Origin of the sequence: Pseudomonas sp. BW7P1, from assembly GCF_024981055.1 — a bacterium.
Taxonomy (GTDB): Bacteria; Pseudomonadota; Gammaproteobacteria; order Pseudomonadales; family Pseudomonadaceae; genus Aquipseudomonas; species Aquipseudomonas bananamidigenes.
The window spans coordinates 1931593-1945459 of the sequence record NZ_CP103374.1; the positions used below are offsets into that span (position 1 = coordinate 1931593).

Below are 13867 nucleotides of genomic sequence, written 5' to 3' on the forward strand. Positions count from 1 at the left end.
CCCGCACCACTCAAGCCGTCGCCATGACGGCTTTTTGCGAAGCACTCAAAAACCGCACCAGCGCCAGCAGCGGGAATGCACTGCCGACAATCACGATCCACAGCCAACCGCCATGCTCGTACACCGCACTGGCCACCGACGAGCCGAAGGCACCACCGATGAATATGCTGGTCATGTACAGCGCGTTGAGGCGGCCGCGGCTTTTGGCGTCGAGGGAGTAGACCGCACGCTGGCCGAGCACCATGTTCATCTGCACGCAGAAGTCGAGCACCACGCCGGTCACGGCCAGGCCGATCACGCTGTAGGCCGGGTGGATGAAGGCGGGCAGAAAGCTCAGGCTGGCGAACAGCATGGCCAGCAGCGAGGCGACGCGGGTGTGGCCGGCGTCGGCCAGACGTCCACTGATCGGGGCGGCGATGGCACCGATGGCGCCGACCAGGGCGAAGATCGCGATTTCACTCTGGGACAGGCCATGGTTGCGCGCCAGTTCCAGCGGCACGGCGGTCCAGAACAGGCTGAAGGTGGCAAACATGCAGGCCTGGTAGAACGCCCGCTGACGCAGCACCGGTTGCTGGCGCAACAGCGTCCACAGCGAGCCGATCAACTGCCCGTAGGAGGCGCTGTGATCCGGCTGGCGTTTGGGTACGGTCAGCATCAGCACCACGCTGATCGCCGCCATCAACGCCGCCGCGATCATGAACATCGCCCGCCAGCCGAGATGGTCGGCGACCACGCTTGATACCGGACGCGCCAGCAGAATCCCCAGCAGCAAACCCCCCATGATCCCGCCGACCACCCGGCCACGGGACTCCTCCGGCGCCAGATGCGCCGCCAATGGAATCAGCACCTGCACCGACACCGAGCTGAATCCCACCAGCAGCGAAACCAGCAGAAACACATTGGGCTGATCGGTAAATGCCGCACCCAGCAGGCTGGCAATCGCGACCACCGTGGTGATGATCATCAGACGGCGGTTTTCCAGCAGATCCGCCAGCGGCACCAGGAAGAACAGCCCCAGCGCATAACCGATCTGGGTCAGCGACACGATGAAACTGGCCATGGTGTCGGTCAGGCCGATGTCCGGTGCAATCAGGCCGATGATCGGCTGGGCGTAATAGATGTTGGCAACGATGGCGCCGCAGCAGAAAGCGAACAGCAGTACCATGCCTCGGGTCATTGCGTGAGTTGTGGCGGTCATAGGGTTTCTCGATCCGGCGAAAAGGAATGCGGTGAGGCTAAGGGACGAAGCGGGCGGGCGGTAGAAGCCCCGGATCGATATCAGTTATTCCGTTGCGGAATAGATGGCGTCGAACATCCGTCGTCCATCGGCGAACCTTGCGTCCGTCCGATCAGAGGCGATGATACATTCACTTACATCTTGTTCGATAGCGTGCTTATGTTGTCGGTGGATTTCCAACTGCGCACAACCGGAGGATTGCGATGTTTCAACAGTTGCTTCGCCACACCACGACTCTTTTGATGATCGGCGTGCTCGGCGCCGGCAGTGTCTTCGCCGGCGAAGCCCCGGGGATGCGCATGGGCGTACGCGGCGAAATCACCGGGGTCGGCCCTGACTCGCTCAAGGTGCACGTCAATACGGGCGAAAACGTCGTGGTCCAGTTGACCCCGGACACCAAGGTCCGCGCCGTCACGTTGGCCAATATCGAAGACATCAAGCCCGGCAGTTACATCGGCTCGGCAGCCATTCCCCAGGAGGATGGCTCGCTCAAGGCGCTGGAGGTTCACGTATTCCCAGCGGAGCTGGCCGGCAGCGGCGATGGCCATCGGCCGTTCGACCTGGCCAAGGGCAGCAGCATGACCAATGGCAGCGTCGGCGATCTGGTGGTGAGCAACGGTCGGGTGCTGACCGTCAACTACAAGGGCGGTCAGCAGAAGATCCTGGTGCCGGAGGACGTGCCGATCGTCAATCTGACGCCGGGTGATCGCAGCCTGCTCAAGGTCGGGGTGAAGATTGTGACCTTCGTGACCCAGAGCGCGGACGGCACGCTGACCGCGCAAACGATCTCGGCGGGCAAGGATGGCGTGAAACCACCGATGTAACAGCCCTCATCCTCTCCCCAAGGGAGAGGGGATTTGCCCACAAAAAAGGCGACCTCTTCAGGTCGCCTTTTTCATGTCAGCTCACGCCTTACTGGCCGTTGTAGATCTGGTCGAAGGTCCCGCCATCGTTGAAGTGGGTCTTCTGCACGGTGCGCCAGTCGCCGAAGGTCTTTTCGACCGACAGGAAGTCGACTTTCGGGAAACGGTCGGTGTACTTGGCCAGCACCGCCGGGTCACGCGGACGCAGGTAGTTGGCGGCGGCAATTTCCTGCCCTTCCGGCGACCACAGGTATTTCAGGTATTCCTCGGCGGCGGCGCGGGAGCCTTTCTTCTCGACGACTTTGTCGACTACCGACACCGGCGGCTCGGCTTCGGCGGAGACGCTCGGGTAGATGACTTCGAACTGGTCGCGGCCGAATTCGCGGGCGATCATTTCCGCTTCGTTTTCGAAGGTCACCAGTACGTCGCCGATCTGGTTGGTCATGAACGTGGTGGTCGCGGCGCGGCCCCCGGTATCGAGCACCGGCGCCTGCTTGAACAGCTTGCCGACGAAGTCCTTGGCCTTGTTCTCGTCACCGCCGTTTTTCAGCACATAGCCCCAGGCCGACAGGTAGGTGTAGCGGCCATTGCCCGAGGTTTTCGGGTTCGGCACGATCACCTGCACGCCGTCCTTGAGCAGGTCCGGCCAGTCTTTCAGGGCTTTGGGGTTGCCCTTGCGCACGATGAACACGGTCGCGGAGGTGAACGGTGCACTGTTGTTCGGCAGACGGGTGACCTAGTCCTTTGGAACCAGCTGACCGTTGTCGGCCAGGGCGTTGATGTCGGTCGCCATGTTCATGGTGATGACGTCAGCCGGCAAACCGTCGATCACGGAGCGAGCCTGTTTGCTCGAACCGCCGAAAGACATCTGCACCGTGATGTTTTCCTTGTGTTCGGCCTGCCAGTGTTTCAGGAACGCAGTGTTGTAGTCCTTGTAGAAATCGCGCATCACGTCGTAGGAAACGTTAAGCAGGGTCGGTGCGGCCTGAGCCACGCTGCCGAAGGCAAGACCTGCGGCGAGAAGTGAGGCGCCAAAGAGTTTTTTCACTGCGCATTCCTTGTTCTGTGGGGGTGTTTTTACAAAGGTGAGGCCATTTGCCAGCGACTATAGCGGGGCGCGCATAGTCGCTTAAAGATTAAAAAGAACTTTGCTTATTCCATTTTCTTGAACAGCGCATTGCCGCAACGGGAGCAGAACGACGCTTCGTGTTCATGGCTGTTTTTCTTGCATACCGGGCAATCGTGCTGCAGCTGACCGCCGCGCATGGCCGTGGCCAGTTCGGCGGTAAAAATCCCGGTGGGCACGGCGATGATCGAATAACCGGTGATCATCACCAGCGACGAAATCACCTGGCCCAGCACGGTTCTGGGCACGATATCGCCATAACCCACGGTGGTCAGGGTCACGATAGCCCAATAGATGCCTTTGGGAATGCTGGTGAAGCCGTGCTCAGGGCCTTCGACCACGTACATCAGGGTGCCGAACACCGTGACCAGGGTGCACACGCTGAGCAGGAACACGAGGATTTTCTGCTTGCTGCCACGCAGTGCATCGAGCAGGTAATGCGCCTGTTTCAGATATGGGCCGAGTTTGAGCACGCGGAAGATCCGCAGCATCCGGATCACCCGGATGATCAGCAGGTACTGGGCGTCGCTGTAATACAGCGCGAGGATCCCGGGCACGATCGCCAGCAAGTCCACCAGCCCATAGAAACTGAAGGCGTAGCGCAGCGGTTTGGGCGAACAGTACAGACGCAGCAGGTATTCGCCGAGAAAGATGACTGTGAAGCCCCACTCGATGTACGCCAGCACGTCGGCGTAGTTCTGGTGGATGTCATCGATGCTGTCGAGGATCACCGTCACCAGACTGGCGAGGATGATCAGCAACAAGGTCTTGTCGAATCGACGTCCCGCGACTGTGTCAGTCTGGAAGATGACCACGTAAAGGCGATCTCGCCACGTGTTGTTGCCGTTCATTCAAATCGCCCTGGCCATAAATCAGCGCAGCCTAGGTTGATTCTCCCCGTCAGCGCAAGGCGCCGCGTTCATTTCCGGCTGGCGCATCAGGCGAATGCCGGTGCGCAGCAGCCAGCAGGCAAGAATGAAAGGTGCCGTGAGGGTCGCCAGGCCAAGGGCCGCAAATAGCGGCGTCACCAGCAGCGCCAGGCCGATGCCGAACAGCGGCAACCAGGAGTGCTGGCGTTGGGCGCTGAAGGCGAGGGCCGCGAGCACCGCGTTGTAGCCACCCAGACCGAGCAGCGCGATCTGGCTGTCGTGATGCAACAGGCTGGAACCCAGACCGAGCGCCGAGGCCAGCAGTGCCCAGGCAAAGGCCCGGCGATCGGCGATCAGCAGACCGGCAGCGATCAATGCACCGGCCAGTGGATGGTCGAGAAACATCACTTGACCGAAGCCTTTCAGGGCGGCACCGAGCAGGTTCAGTGTGTCCGGTTCAAGCGCCGAGGCCGGCGTCGAAGGCTCGGCGAAACACAGAGACACCCAGCCCAGCATCACGAACGGCGCGGTGTAGGCGGGCAGGTATTCGGTAAGACGTGCGCGTTTGAGCCATTGCTGCGTGATCATCGCGCTCAGGCCACCGGCGGCCAGAATCAGCGGTGGCAGCATTGGCGACCAAGGGAAATACAGGCTCAGCAACAGACCGATCAGCACGCCGTTGTAGCTGAACACTCCGGCCTGGCGATCAGCCTTGGCGTAGTTGCGGCGTTGCGCGGTGAGCAACCCGGCTACAGCGCCGAGCAACGCGCCGGCGAACAGCACCGGTGCGGTAAATAAAATGGCCAAAAGGCACAACAGGCCACACAAAGGGTGGCGCTGCAGGAAGATCTGACTGAAACCGTTGAGCAAGGCTTCGGCCCAGTCGGGGCAGTGGGTGTTGAAATGGTTGGCAGGCATGGCAGTTCTGAAAGTCAGTGAAACCGAGTCACCTGCTTCGCCAGCAGGCTGGCTCCCACATTGAATCTTTGTTCAGTCATCGAGTTTGTGGTGCACACAAATCAACTGTGGGAGCGAGCCTGCTCGCGAAGAGGCCGGTGAGGCGCTAAATCAATGTTTCGATCCGCAGCGAATTAGTCGACCCCGGCTGACCAAACGGCACACCCGCGGTGATCAGCAACGTATCGCCACGCTCGGCCATTCCTTGAGCCTGAGCGATTTCCAGCGCGGTCGAGCACACTTCGTCCACCTGACGCAGGCGATCATTGACCACCGAGTGAATACCCCACGCCACGCTCAAGCGGCGAGCGGTCTGCAGGTTCGGCGTCAGGTTGAGAATCGGCGCCTTCGGCCTTTCCCGCGATGCGCGCAGGCTCGATGCGCCGGACTCGCTGTAGTTGACCAGCACCGCCACCGGCAGCACGTTGCTGATCCGGCGAATCGCGCAGCTGATGGCATCGGACACGGTCGCTTCGGCTTTGGGCCGGCTGACATCGAGCTGGGTCTGGTAGTCCGGACCGTTTTCGACCTGGCGGATGATCTTGCTCATCATCTGCACGGCTTCCAGCGGGTACTCGCCGGACGCGGTTTCCGCCGACAGCATCACCGCATCGGCACCTTCGGCCACGGCGTTGGCCACGTCGGTGACTTCGGCGCGGGTCGGGGCAGGCGAGAAGCGCATCGATTCGAGCATCTGCGTCGCCACCACCACCGGTCTGCCGAGCTGGCGGCAGGTGGTGATGATGTTTTTCTGGATCTGCGGCACGCTTTCGGCCGGCACTTCCACGCCCAGATCACCACGGGCCACCATGATCGCGTCGCTCAATTCAGCGATCTCGCGCAGTTGTTGGACGGCTGAGGGTTTCTCGATCTTCGCCATCAGGAACGCCTTGTCGCCGATCAGCGCGCGGGCCTCGCGAATATCTTCCGGGCGCTGCACGAATGACAACGCCACCCAGTCCACACCCAGCTCGAGGCCGAAGCTCAGGTCGCGACGATCCTTGGTGGTCAGCGGGCTCAGGTCGAGTACGGCCTGCGGCACGTTCACGCCTTTGCGATCCGACAGCTCGCCGCCGTTGAGCACGGTGGTGTCGATCGCGTCGCTGTATTTGGTCACGACCCGCAGGCGCAGCTTGCCGTCATCCAGCAGCAGATCCATGCCGGCTTCCAGCGCCGTAATGATCTCCGGGTGCGGCAGGTTCACCCGGCGTTCGTCGCCCGGTGTCGCGTCCAGATCGAGGCGGAAGGCTTGACCGCGATGCAGTTGCACCTTGCCGTCAGCGAACTTGCCGACCCGCAGTTTCGGCCCCTGCAAGTCCATCAGGATGCCGAGCGGATAGTTGAGCTGGCGCTCGACTTCGCGGATCCACTGATAGCGCTTGGCGTGGTCGGCATGATCGCCGTGGCTGAAGTTGAGGCGGAAGATGTTGACCCCGGCCTCGACCAGCTCACGGATGTCGTCGATGCCGTCGACGGCAGGCCCGAGGGTCGCGAGGATTTTGACTTTTTTGTCAGGCGTCATGATTTGGAACTCTCGAGGATCAGAATGGCGCGGAAGTCGTTGACGTTGGTGCGGGTCGGCTCGGTAACGATCAGCGCATCGAGCGCCGCGAAGTAGCCGTAGCCGTTGTTGTTGTCCAGTTCGTCGCTGGCGCTCAGGCCCAGGGTAGCGGCGCGTGAATAGCTGTCCGGGGTCATGATCGCGCCGGCGTTGTCTTCCGAGCCGTCGATGCCGTCGGTGTCACCGGCCAGCGCATAGACGCCGGGCTGGCCCTTGAGGTTGTCAGTAAGGCTGAGGAGGAATTCGGCGTTGCGTCCACCACGGCCATTGCCGCGCACGGTCACGGTGGTTTCGCCGCCGGAGAGAATCACGCACGGTGCCGCCAGGGGCTGACCGTGATGAATGATCTGGCGCGCGATACCGGCGTGGACTTTCGCCACTTCCCGGGATTCGCCTTCCAGGTCGCCGAGGATCAGCGTGCTGAAACCGGCCTGACGACATTTCACCGCTGCAGCATCCAGCGATTGTTGAGGGCGGGCGATCAACTGGAAGTGACTGCGGGCCAGGCTCGGGTCACCGGGTTTGACGGTTTCCGATTCCGGGCTTTGCAGCCAGGTGCGCACGGAAGCCGGAATTTCGATGCCGTAGCGCTTGATGATTGCCAGTGCTTCGGCGCTGGTGCTCGGGTCGGCCACGGTCGGGCCGGAGGCGATAACCGTGGCGAGGTCGCCCGGTACATCGGAAATCGCATAGGTATAAACAGTCGCCGGCCAGCAAGCCTTGCCCAGGCGTCCGCCCTTGATCGCCGAGAGGTGCTTGCGCACGCAGTTCATCTCGCCGATGGTCGCGCCGGATTTGAGCAGGGCTTTGTTGATCGACTGTTTGTCGGCCAGGGTGATGCCTTCGGCCGGCAGCGCCAGCAGGGCAGAGCCGCCGCCGGACAGCAGGAAAATCACGCGGTCCTCTTCGGTCAGGTTGCTGACCAGTTCCAGCACGCGTTTGGCCACGGCCAGACCGGCAGCGTCCGGCACCGGATGCGCGGCTTCGACCACTTCGATTTTTTCGCACGGGGCGCCGTGACCGTAGCGGGTCACCACAAGGCCCGAGACTTCACCTTCCCAGCAGCGCTCGACCACTTGCGCCATGGCAGCGGCGGCCTTGCCGGCGCCGATGACGATCACGCGACCTGTGCGATCGGCCGGCAGATGGGCTTCAAGGACCTGGTTCGGATGGGCCGCGTCGATGGCTGTGGCAAACAGCTCGCGCAGCAGTTGTTGCGGATCGACCGACATGGCGGGCTCCCGGAATTCTTGTTATTGGGGGATGCGTACCTTGTGGGAGCGAGCCTGCTCGCGAAGACGGTGTGTCAGTCAACAGATCCGTTGAATGTGAATCCGCTTTCGCGAGCAGGCTCGCTCCCACAGGTTTGATGCGGTTTGGCAGGGCTTACTTCTTGTCGCGAATCGAGAAGTTGGCCATGTGTTCCAGGCCCTTGATCAGCGCCGAGTGGTCCCAGTTGCTGCCACCGATGGCCGCGCAGGTGCTGAACACTTGCTGGGCGTTGGCGGTGTTCGGCAGGTTGATGCTCAGCTCCTTGGCGCCTTGCAGGGCCAGGTTCAGGTCCTTCTGGTGCAGGCTGATGCGGAAGCCCGGATCGAAGGTGCCCTTGATCATGCGCTCGCCGTGCACTTCGAGGATCTTCGAGGAGGCGAAACCACCCATCAGCGCTTCACGCACCTTGGCCGGATCGGCACCGTTTTTGGACGCGAACAGCAGGGCTTCGGCGACGGCCTGAATATTCAGGGCAACGATGATCTGGTTCGCCACCTTGGCGGTCTGACCGTCGCCATTGCCGCCGACCAGCGTGATGTTCTTGCCCATGGCCTGGAACAGCGGCAGCGCGCGTTCGAAGGCACCGGCATCGCCACCGACCATGATGCTCAGGGTCGCAGCCTTGGCTCCGACTTCACCGCCGGACACCGGGGCGTCGAGGTATTGCGCGCCTTTTTCGTTGATCTTCGCGGCGAACGCCTTGGTGGCGGTCGGCGAGATCGAGCTCATGTCGATTACCACCTTGCCTTTGCCGATACCGGCAGCGACGCCGTCGGCGCGGAACAGCACGTCTTCGACCTGCGGGGTATCCGGCACCATGACGATGATGAATTCAGCTTCCTGGGCCACTTCTTTCGGGTTGGCCAGGGCGACGGCGCCAGCGGCGACCAGATCGGCAGGCGCGGCGTCGTGGTGCGCCGACAGGAACAGGCTGTGACCGGCTTTCTGCAGGTTCGAAGCCATTGGGTGGCCCATGATGCCGGTGCCGATAAATCCGATTTTAGCCATGAGAAATTCCTCTTGTTTTTGTCTTGCTCAAGCAAATGGGGTCAGATCGCGTTGTGGGTCTTCAGCCAGCCGAGGCCCGCTTCCGTGGTGGTCAGCGGTTTGTATTCGCAGCCGACCCAGCCCTGATAACCGATGCGATCGAGGTGTTCGAACAGGAAGCGGTAGTTGATTTCGCCAGTGCCCGGCTCGTGGCGGCCCGGGTTGTCGGCGAGCTGCACATGGTTGATTTCGGCCAGATGCGATTGCAGGGTGCGGGCCAGATCGCCTTCCATGATTTGCATGTGATAGATGTCGTATTGCAGGAACAGGTTGGCGCTGCCGACCTGCTCGCGAATCGAAAGGGCCTGCGCCGTGTTGTTCAGATAGAAACCCGGGATGTCGCGGGTGTTGATCGCTTCCATCACCAGTCTGATGCCGACGGCTTGCAGCTTCTCGGCGGCGTACTTGAGGTTGGCGACGAAGGTCTTTTCAACGGTGGCATCGTCCACACCCTGCGGACGGATACCGGCCAGGCAGTTGACCTGGGTGTTGCCCAGCACCTGGGCGTAAGCGATGGCCAGATCGACCCCGGCGCGGAACTCTTCGACCCGGTCCGGCAGGCACGCGATACCGCGCTCACCCTTGGCCCAGTCACCGGCCGGCAGGTTGAACAGCACTTGGGTCAGACCGTTGGCGTCGAGTCTGGCCTTGATTTCGGCTGAGCTGAAATCGTACGGGAACAGGTACTCGACACCGCTGAAGCCCGCCTTGGCGGCGGCGTCGAAACGGGCAAGGAAATCCTGTTCGGTGAACAGCATGGACAGGTTGGCTGCGAAACGCGGCATGGTGGTCTCCCGTAAATCTTGTGAGGTTCCCCTTGTGGGAGCGGGCTTGTGTGGCGAGGGAGCTTGCTCCCGCTCGGCTGCGAAGCAGTCGCATAGCTTTCGGGGACGCTTCGCACCCTGGCGGGAGCAAGCTCCCTCGCCACATGGCCCGCTCCCACAGTGGGAGCGGTCAGCAGTTAATCGAGCAACGAAATCGCCGTTGGTGCGTCGTTGCCGACCAGCGCCAGGTCTTCGAATTCGTTGACGGCGTTGATCTCGGTCCCCATGGAGATGTTGGTCACACGCTCCAGAATGATTTCGACGATCACCGGCACCTTGAACTCTTCGATCAGTTCTTGGGCCTTGCGCAGGGCAGGGGCGATGTCGGCCGGTTCGAACACACGCAGCGCCTTGCAGCCCAGGCCTTCGGCGACGGCGATGTGGTCGACGCCATAACCGTTGAGTTCCGGCGCGTTCAGGTTATCGAAGGACAGCTGCACGCAGTAGTCCATTTCGAACCCGCGCTGGGCCTGGCGGATCAGACCCAGGTACGAGTTGTTCACCACGACGTGGATGTACGGCAGATTGAACTGAGCGCCGACCGCCAGTTCTTCGATCATGAACTGGAAGTCATAGTCCCCCGACAGGGCCACGACTTTACGGTTCGGATCGGCCTTCACCACGCCCAGCGCTGCCGGAATGGTCCAGCCCAACGGACCGGCCTGACCACAGTTGATCCAGTGACGCGGCTTGTAGACATGCAGGAACTGCGCGCCGGCAATCTGCGACAGACCGATGGTGCTGACGTAGCAGGTGTCCTTGCCGAACACCTGGTTCATTTCTTCGTAAACGCGTTGCGGCTTGACCGGAACGTTGTCGAAGTGGGTCTTGCGTTGCAGGCTGGACTTGCGCTGCTGGCAGTCTTTCAACCATGCGCTGCGGTTTTTCAGTTTGCCGGCGGCTTGCCATTCACGGGCGACTTCGATGAACACGGTCAGCGCGGCGGCGGCGTCGGACACGATGCCCAGGTCCGGGGTGAACACGCGTCCGATCTGGGTGCCTTCGATGTCGACGTGAATGAACTTGCGGCCTTCGGTGTAGACATCGACCGAACCGGTGTGACGGTTGGCCCAACGGTTACCGATGCCCAATACCACGTCGGATTTCAGCAGGGTGGCGTTGCCGTAGCGGTGTGAAGTCTGCAGACCGACCATGCCGACCATCAGCGGGTGATCGTCCGGGATGGTGCCCCAGCCCATCAGAGTCGGGATGACCGGGATCCCGGTCAGCTCGGCGAACTCCACCAGCAGGTCACTGGCGTCGGCGTTGATGATGCCGCCACCGGCCACCAGCAATGGACGCTCGGCCTGATCGAGCAGTGCCAGGGCCTTTTCAACCTGCACGCGAGTGGCGCTCGGCTTGGCCAGCGGCAGTGGCTGGTAGGCGTCGATATCGAATTCGATCTCGGCCATCTGCACGTCGAACGGCAGGTCGATCAGCACCGGGCCCGGACGGCCGGAGCGCATTTCATAGAAGGCTTTCTGGAACGCATAAGGCACCTGGCCCGGCTCCAGAACGGTGGTCGCCCACTTGGTCACCGGCTTGACGATGCTGGTGATGTCGACGGCCTGGAAGTCTTCCTTGTGCATACGGGCACGTGGCGCCTGGCCGGTAATGCAGAGGATCGGGATCGAGTCCGCGGAGGCACTGTACAGGCCGGTGACCATGTCGGTGCCGGCCGGGCCGGAAGTGCCGATGCACACGCCGATATTGCCGGCCTTGGTGCGGGTGTAGCCCTCGGCCATGTGCGAGGCGCCTTCAACGTGGCGAGCGAGGACGTGATCGATGCCACCAACTTTCTTCAGGGCGGAATACAGCGGGTTGATCGCAGCACCCGGAATGCCAAAAGCGGTATCGACCCCTTCACGGCGCATCACCAGAACGGCGGCTTCGATTGCTCTCATTTTGCTCATGGTTTTGTGCCTCTTTACGTTTTGTAATTGTATACAAGTGGCTTTTGCGCAGAGTGTATTCACGGCGGACGGCGCAGGTCAATCCATTTTCTCAAGCGCCTGTTTCATTCGTCGGAAGCCGATTCTGCTGTGGCTTTTCGTCGCATAGGGCGCTTTTCGAGAATTATTGTATACAAAAAAATAATTCATTGTGTTCTATTTGTGGCATCGGGCTGCGACGCAAGCGCGCAGCAAAAAACGCAGCCCAACGGCTTTCCCAATAACAAAATGAGGACGGCACCATGAGCGCTTTAACCTTGAAAGTCGCAGTCAACCTGGTCAACGAAGCCATCAGCGCAGGGCGGGCGATCTCCGCTGCGCCGCTGACCATTGCAGTGCTGGATACCGGCGGCCACCTGGTCACCTTGCAACGCGAAGACGGCGCCAGTCTGCTGCGCCCGAACATCGCCATCGGCAAGGCTTGGGGCGCCATTGCCCTGGGCAAGGGCTCACGCCTGCTGGCGCTGGACGCGCAACAACGTCCGGCCTTCATCGCCGCACTCAACAGCATGGGGCAGGGCAGCGTCGTGCCGGCACCGGGCGGTGTGTTGATCCGTGATCAGGCTGGTAACGTGCTGGGAGCGATCGGCATCAGCGGCGATCTGTCGGATGTCGATGAGCAGGTGGCGATCAAGGCTGTAGAGGCCCTGGATCTGCGGGCGGATGCGGGGGTGGCGGCTTGATGTTCGGCGTTTGAACTGACGCCGTCGCGAGCAGGGTCATTCCTACAAGTGGTCACAGGTAGACACATTTCTGTGGTCACCTTAAACCCCCTGTGGGAGCGAGCCTGCTCGCGATGGCCGCCTGGCAGACACAACCTGACAAGGATCTGAACCGCACTCCAGCATTTTCAGGGCTAGCTTGCTTCATGATTGCAATCATGGAGGAAGCTCATCAATGTCCAATTCACCCGCTTCACACCGCCTGAGGATCGGCCGCCATGCCGAGCCTGATCGCATTTATTTACTCACTTCCAATACTCATAAGAGAAAACCGTTTTTCAGGGATTTTGCCTTGGGCAGGTTAGTGGCTGATCAGTTTGTTTTGGCGCAAAAACAGGGTCATGCGAACTCTCTGGCGTGGGTAGTTATGCCTGATCACTTCCACTGGCTCATTGAACTAAAGAGCGGATCGCTCGGTGAGTTGATGCAACGAACAAAATCACTCAGCACCAAAGCCGTAAACCAGTTCACCGGTGGAAAAATCAATCTTTGGCAGAAGGGGTTCTATGACCAAGCTCTTCGCCAGGAAGAGGAGTTGGTGAAGTTGGCACGGTATGTCGTGGCTAACCCATTGCGGGCTGGATTGGTGGAAAAGCTGTCTGACTATCCGTTGTGGGATGCAATTTGGGCTCAAGCCAAAATCGGGTCGTCTTCATCGCTAGCAGGCTAGCTCCCACGGGAGGGTTTGCGGATGGAGGAGGGTGGGAACTCACCTGCTAGCGATGAAGTCACCGGAGGCGTCAGTCCGGCTCGCAGCCTTTGAGCACCAACCGGATAATCGTCTGCGCCGCCGCCTCGTAATCCGCTTCGTCGAGCTTTTCCTTGCCGGTCACGGCGGAGATCTGCCAGTCGAAGTCGGCGTAGGTCTGGGTCGCGGCCCAGATGCTGAACATCAGATGGTTGGGGTCGACCGGGGCGATCTGGCCGCGGTCGATCCAGATCTGGATGCAGTCGATGTTGTGTTTGGCCTGGCTGTTCAGTTGCTCGACCAGGTCGGCGCTCAGGTGCGGGGCGCCGTGCATGATCTCGCTGGCGAATACCTTCGAGGCAAACGGCAGGTCGCGGGAGATGCGGATCTTGGAGCGGATGTAGCCGCTCAGCACTTCGCTCGGTACACCGTCCGGGTTGAACGGGGTCGAGGCCTGCAGGATCGGCACGATGATGCTTTCCAGCACCTCGCGGTAGAGGTTTTCCTTGGACTTGAAGTAGTAGTAGACGTTGGGCTTGGGCAATCCCGCCTTGGCGGCGATGTCGCTGGTTTTGGTCGCAGCGAAGCCCTTGTCGGCAAATTCTTCACTGGCGGCACGCAGGATCAGTTCTTTGTTGCGCTCGCGGATTGTGCTCATAAACCCGGTGGTTCCTTGCCTGTACTGGCGGTTGCGCATGGTAGCACCGGCCTCGCGCGACGCTCAACAATGCACCGTGCGGCCCGCAGTC

12 protein-coding genes and 1 pseudogene are annotated in these 13867 nt (G+C 61.1%); 3 read left to right on the top strand and 10 right to left on the bottom strand.

Annotated elements, in window-relative coordinates; genetic code table 11:
• Positions 1–10 precede the first annotated feature (10 nt).
• Positions 11–1198 carry an MFS transporter gene (locus NWV16_RS08775; RefSeq protein WP_260522721.1) on the bottom strand — a complete coding sequence of 396 codons (1188 nt, stop codon included), beginning with the start codon at positions 1196–1198 and terminating at the stop codon, positions 11–13.
• 242 nt (positions 1199–1440) lie between these two features.
• Between NWV16_RS08775 and NWV16_RS08780 the strand changes: the two genes are divergently transcribed.
• Positions 1441–2061: a DUF5666 domain-containing protein gene (locus tag NWV16_RS08780; RefSeq protein WP_260522722.1), complete on the top strand. Its 621-nt coding sequence runs from the start codon at positions 1441–1443 to the stop codon at positions 2059–2061.
• 88 nt (positions 2062–2149) lie between these two features.
• Here the strand turns inward: NWV16_RS08780 and NWV16_RS08785 are convergent.
• The 8 genes and pseudogenes from NWV16_RS08785 to gcl form a co-directional block, all read right to left on the bottom strand.
• A pseudogene (locus NWV16_RS08785) lies at positions 2150–3148 on the bottom strand (sulfate ABC transporter substrate-binding protein).
• 104 nt (positions 3149–3252) lie between these two features.
• Complete coding sequence (locus NWV16_RS08790; protein WP_260522723.1) at positions 3253–4077, bottom strand: ion transporter; 825 nt, start codon at positions 4075–4077, stop codon at positions 3253–3255.
• A gap of 21 nt (positions 4078–4098) precedes the next feature.
• Positions 4099–5013, bottom strand: a complete 915-nt coding sequence (locus tag NWV16_RS08795) for an urea transporter (RefSeq protein ID WP_260522724.1) — start codon at positions 5011–5013, stop codon at positions 4099–4101.
• Positions 5014–5158: 145 nt separating this feature from the next.
• Positions 5159–6574: a pyruvate kinase gene (gene pyk, locus NWV16_RS08800; protein WP_260522725.1), complete on the bottom strand. Its 1416-nt coding sequence runs from the start codon at positions 6572–6574 to the stop codon at positions 5159–5161.
• Positions 6571–7845: a glycerate kinase gene (locus tag NWV16_RS08805; protein WP_260522726.1), complete on the bottom strand. Its 1275-nt coding sequence runs from the start codon at positions 7843–7845 to the stop codon at positions 6571–6573. Before NWV16_RS08805 ends, pyk begins: the two co-directional genes overlap by 4 nt.
• Positions 7846–7999: 154 nt before the next feature.
• Positions 8000–8893, bottom strand: a complete 894-nt coding sequence (locus NWV16_RS08810) for a 2-hydroxy-3-oxopropionate reductase (protein WP_260522727.1) — start codon at positions 8891–8893, stop codon at positions 8000–8002.
• A gap of 41 nt (positions 8894–8934) precedes the next feature.
• The gene (hyi, locus tag NWV16_RS08815) at positions 8935–9717 is read right to left on the bottom strand and encodes a hydroxypyruvate isomerase (protein WP_260522728.1); all 783 of its coding nucleotides are present in this window, start codon (positions 9715–9717) and stop codon (positions 8935–8937) included.
• Positions 9718–9893: 176 nt separating this feature from the next.
• Entirely contained in the window at positions 9894–11669 is a 1776-nt protein-coding gene (gene gcl, locus NWV16_RS08820) for a glyoxylate carboligase (RefSeq protein ID WP_260522729.1), read from the bottom strand.
• 281 nt (positions 11670–11950) lie between these two features.
• On the opposite strand from gcl, the gene NWV16_RS08825 reads away from it, so the two are divergent.
• Together NWV16_RS08825 and NWV16_RS08830 are read left to right on the top strand one after the other, a co-directional pair.
• Positions 11951–12391, top strand: coding sequence for a GlcG/HbpS family heme-binding protein (locus tag NWV16_RS08825; RefSeq protein WP_085710524.1), 441 nt, complete (start codon positions 11951–11953; stop codon positions 12389–12391).
• Positions 12392–12605: 214 nt separating this feature from the next.
• Positions 12606–13100 (top strand): REP-associated tyrosine transposase, encoded by a 495-nt coding sequence (locus NWV16_RS08830; RefSeq protein ID WP_260522730.1) that lies wholly within the window; start codon positions 12606–12608, stop codon positions 13098–13100.
• Between the two features lie 70 nt (positions 13101–13170).
• Here NWV16_RS08830 and NWV16_RS08835 read toward each other — a convergent pair whose 3' ends face one another.
• On the bottom strand, positions 13171–13776 hold the full coding sequence (locus NWV16_RS08835; protein ID WP_065261083.1) for a TetR/AcrR family transcriptional regulator: 606 nt from the start codon (positions 13774–13776) through the stop codon (positions 13171–13173).
• Between the last annotated feature and the right edge of the window lie 91 nt (positions 13777–13867).

What these genes read in the sequence shown, in the direction of transcription:
- NWV16_RS08830 (WP_260522730.1), top strand. Translation starts at nt 12,606, where the DNA reads ATGTCCAATTCACCCGCTTCACACCGCCTGAGGATCGGCCGCCATGCC.
- pyk (WP_260522725.1), bottom strand. Translation starts at nt 6,574, where the DNA reads ATGACGCCTGACAAAAAAGTCAAAATCCTCGCGACCCTCGGGCCTGCC.
- gcl (WP_260522729.1), bottom strand. Translation starts at nt 11,669, where the DNA reads ATGAGCAAAATGAGAGCAATCGAAGCCGCCGTTCTGGTGATGCGCCGT.
- NWV16_RS08835 (WP_065261083.1), bottom strand. Translation starts at nt 13,776, where the DNA reads ATGAGCACAATCCGCGAGCGCAACAAAGAACTGATCCTGCGTGCCGCC.
- NWV16_RS08805 (WP_260522726.1), bottom strand. Translation starts at nt 7,845, where the DNA reads ATGTCGGTCGATCCGCAACAACTGCTGCGCGAGCTGTTTGCCACAGCC.
- NWV16_RS08795 (WP_260522724.1), bottom strand. Translation starts at nt 5,013, where the DNA reads ATGCCTGCCAACCATTTCAACACCCACTGCCCCGACTGGGCCGAAGCC.
- NWV16_RS08810 (WP_260522727.1), bottom strand. Translation starts at nt 8,893, where the DNA reads ATGGCTAAAATCGGATTTATCGGCACCGGCATCATGGGCCACCCAATG.
- hyi (WP_260522728.1), bottom strand. Translation starts at nt 9,717, where the DNA reads ATGCCGCGTTTCGCAGCCAACCTGTCCATGCTGTTCACCGAACAGGAT.
- NWV16_RS08825 (WP_085710524.1), top strand. Translation starts at nt 11,951, where the DNA reads ATGAGCGCTTTAACCTTGAAAGTCGCAGTCAACCTGGTCAACGAAGCC.
- NWV16_RS08775 (WP_260522721.1), bottom strand. Translation starts at nt 1,198, where the DNA reads ATGACCGCCACAACTCACGCAATGACCCGAGGCATGGTACTGCTGTTC.
- NWV16_RS08780 (WP_260522722.1), top strand. Translation starts at nt 1,441, where the DNA reads ATGTTTCAACAGTTGCTTCGCCACACCACGACTCTTTTGATGATCGGC.
- NWV16_RS08790 (WP_260522723.1), bottom strand. Translation starts at nt 4,077, where the DNA reads ATGAACGGCAACAACACGTGGCGAGATCGCCTTTACGTGGTCATCTTC.